The organism is Streptomyces sp. CO7, from assembly GCF_053474865.1.
Genome location: NZ_JBRIOU010000002.1, coordinates 824,815 through 827,558 on the forward strand (window position 1 = coordinate 824,815; position 2,744 = coordinate 827,558).

Genomic DNA, 2,744 nt, shown 5'->3' on the forward strand with positions numbered 1-2,744 from the left:
CGGCACGCCCCCGCGGCCCCGCCCGGCGCAGGACCGGCCGAACCCGGCGGACGCTCCGTCACGCCCCACGGACACGCAGCCCCGCCCGGCGACCGCCCGGCAGCGCCCCGCACGCGGGTGCGGCCGGGGCGGCGGCCGCCGCCGGGCGGAGAGCCGAGGGCGTGGGGGTCAGCCGACGCCGGTCCAGCCCTGCGGGACCGTGCCCAGCCGGACCCGTTGCGGGTGGTCGCCCACCGGGGTGGACGTGATCTTCTGGCCGGTGGCGAAGGAGATCGAGGTGACCTTGTCGGCGCCCGACTCGGAGACCACGCACGCCGCGCCGTCGCCCGTGACGGTGGACCAGTACGGCTTGGAGACCGGGACCAGCGGCCCCTGCTGCAGGGTCGTGCGGTTCACGATCGTCGCGTAGTCGTCCATCGTGCCCGCGACGCACAGGTTCTGACCGCTCGGCTGCATGGTCAGCCCGTGGTGCCGGGAGTCGTTGACGAAGGAGGTCCGCTCGTCGGAGGTCGCCGGGTTCTTCGGCAGCGTCTTCATCCGGGTGATCTTGTCGGTGGCCACGTCGTACTCGAAGAAGCCGTTGAAGAACGACACCTGGAAGTAGAGCTTCGACTCGTCCGGGCTGAAGGCCGCCGGGCGGACCGCGTCCGAGTAGGAGCCGTAGCCGGCCGCGTCCAGTCGCTGGCGCATGTCGATGGTGCGGACCACCTTGAGCGTCTCGGCGTCGGCGACCGTGATCTTCCGGTCACCCTTGAGGAAGTCCATCCAGGGCGCGTCCAGGTCGTTGTTGACCTCGCCGATGGACATGTTCCAGATCTTGCCGTCGCGGGTGAAGACGTTCTCGTGCGGCTTGTCCCCGGTGGCGAAGTTGCCGATCTGCCGGCCGGTGTGGATGTCCAGCACGTGCACCTTGTTGCCGGTGGAGGCCGACACCGCCACCCGGTTGCCGTCCGGCGAGACCGCCATGTGGTCCGCGCGGAAACCGTCCACCTGGAAACGCCAGTTGATCTTGCCGGTGGTCAGCGAGACGGAGACCACGTCGGCGAAACTCGGCCGGGAAACCACCACCGCGGAACCGTCCGGCGTGGAGTACATGTCGTCGGCGAACTGGTCGTGGCCCTCGCCCGCGGTCTCCCTGATGACCAGGAAGCCGGCCAGGCGGACCGGGTTGAGGTAGATCTCCCGCAGCCGTTCGTCCTTGTCCGGGATCAGGTCGACCTTCCCGACCGGCGACAACTGGGCGTCGGAGGACAGCACGCTCGCGGTGCCGTCCCAGTTGTTCGCGACGAACAGCACCTCGCGCTGCTGCGCGTCCGCGTCCTGAGCGCCTGCCTGCCCCGCACCGGTGACGGCCAGCACCGTCGCGGCCGCCAGGGCGGAGAACACGCGTCCACGTCCGACCTTGAGTCTCACGCTGTGCTCCTGTCTCTCGGGACCGGGTTGTTCCTCCGGGTTGCTGTTACCGGGGGTAAGGTAATGGCCCTACGGGCCGGTAACCAGAGTTCGCACATACCTGGTCGACGTGAGCACGCCACTGCCTTCCCCTTTCGGCCACGCCTCGTCCCCCAGGAGCCCCCATGGACTTCGGACTGGTCCTGCAGACCGACCCCCCGGCCGACCGCGTCATCGACCTGATGCGCCGCGCCGAGCGCAACGGCTTCACCCACGGCTGGACCTTCGACTCCGCCGTCCTGTGGCAGGAGCCGTTCGTGATCCACAGCCAGATCCTGGCGTGGACCGAGCGGCTGGTCGTCGGCCCGATGGTCACCAACCCCGGCACCCGCACCTGGGAGGTCACCGCCTCCACCTTCGCCACCCTCAACGACATGCACGGCGACCGCACGGTCTGCGGCATCGGACGCGGCGACTCGGCGATGAGGGTGGCCGGCCGCCGGCCCAACACCCTCGCCGCCGTGGCCGAGGCGATGCGGGTGATCCGCTCCCTCGCCTCCGGCGAGGAGACCGACCTCGGCGACGGCACCGTCATCCGCATCCCGTGGGTGCGGCCCGGCTCCCGGCTGCCCGTCTGGATGGCCGCCTACGGCCCGAAGGCGCTGCGCACGGCCGGCGAGAAGGCCGACGGCTTCATCCTCCAGCTCGCCGACCTCTACCTCACCGAGTACATGGTCCACGCCGTCCGGCAGGCCGCCCGGGAGGCCGGGCGCGACCCGGAGGAGATCACCGTCTGCGTCGCCGCGCCCGCGTACGTCACCGACGACGACTCGCCCGAGGCGCTCGCCCACGCCCGCGAGCAGTGCCGGTGGTTCGGCGGCATGGTCGGCAACCACGTGGCCGACCTGGTCTCCCGATACGGCGCGGACGGCTCGGTGGTGCCGCACGAACTCACCGACTACGTCCGCTCCCGCCAGGGCTACGACTACGCCCACCACGGCCGCACCGGGAACCCGGACACGGCCTTCGTCCCCGACGAGATCGTCGACCGGTTCTGCGTCCTCGGCCCCGTCGAACGGCACATCGAGAAGCTGACCGCGCTGCGCGACCTGGGCGTCGACCAGTTCGCCGTGTACGACATGCACGACGCGCAGGAGAAGGTCGTCGACGCGTACGGGGCGCATGTCATCCCCGCCCTCGGCGGCGAACCGGGCGAGGGCCCCGCACGCGACGGCGCTTGACGGGGCGTCGCCCTCCGGGTACGCCGGATGCGGGGCGCACACCGGCGCGCCTCCCCGCACCGGCACGCCCGCACGCCCGCCCACGTCCCGGCCCCTGACCCCTCCGAGCAC

2 protein-coding genes are annotated in these 2,744 nt (G+C 71.4%); one reads left to right on the plus strand and one right to left on the minus strand.

Annotation, left to right across the window (positions count from 1 at the left end):
• Positions 1-168: 168 nt before the first annotated feature.
• Positions 169-1,413 carry a YncE family protein gene (locus ACOV8S_RS05740; protein ID WP_448316439.1) on the minus strand — a complete coding sequence of 415 codons (1,245 nt, stop codon included), beginning with the start codon at positions 1,411-1,413 and terminating at the stop codon, positions 169-171.
• A 164-nt stretch (positions 1,414-1,577) separates the two neighbouring features.
• Here ACOV8S_RS05740 and ACOV8S_RS05745 point away from each other — a divergent pair, with 164 nt between their 5' ends.
• The gene (locus ACOV8S_RS05745; RefSeq protein WP_448316440.1) at positions 1,578-2,633 is read left to right on the plus strand and encodes a TIGR03842 family LLM class F420-dependent oxidoreductase; all 1,056 of its coding nucleotides are present in this window, start codon (positions 1,578-1,580) and stop codon (positions 2,631-2,633) included.
• The last annotated feature ends 111 nt before the right edge of the window (positions 2,634-2,744 follow it).

What these genes read in the sequence shown, in the direction of transcription:
- ACOV8S_RS05745 (WP_448316440.1), top strand. Translation starts at nt 1,578, where the DNA reads ATGGACTTCGGACTGGTCCTGCAGACCGACCCCCCGGCCGACCGCGTC.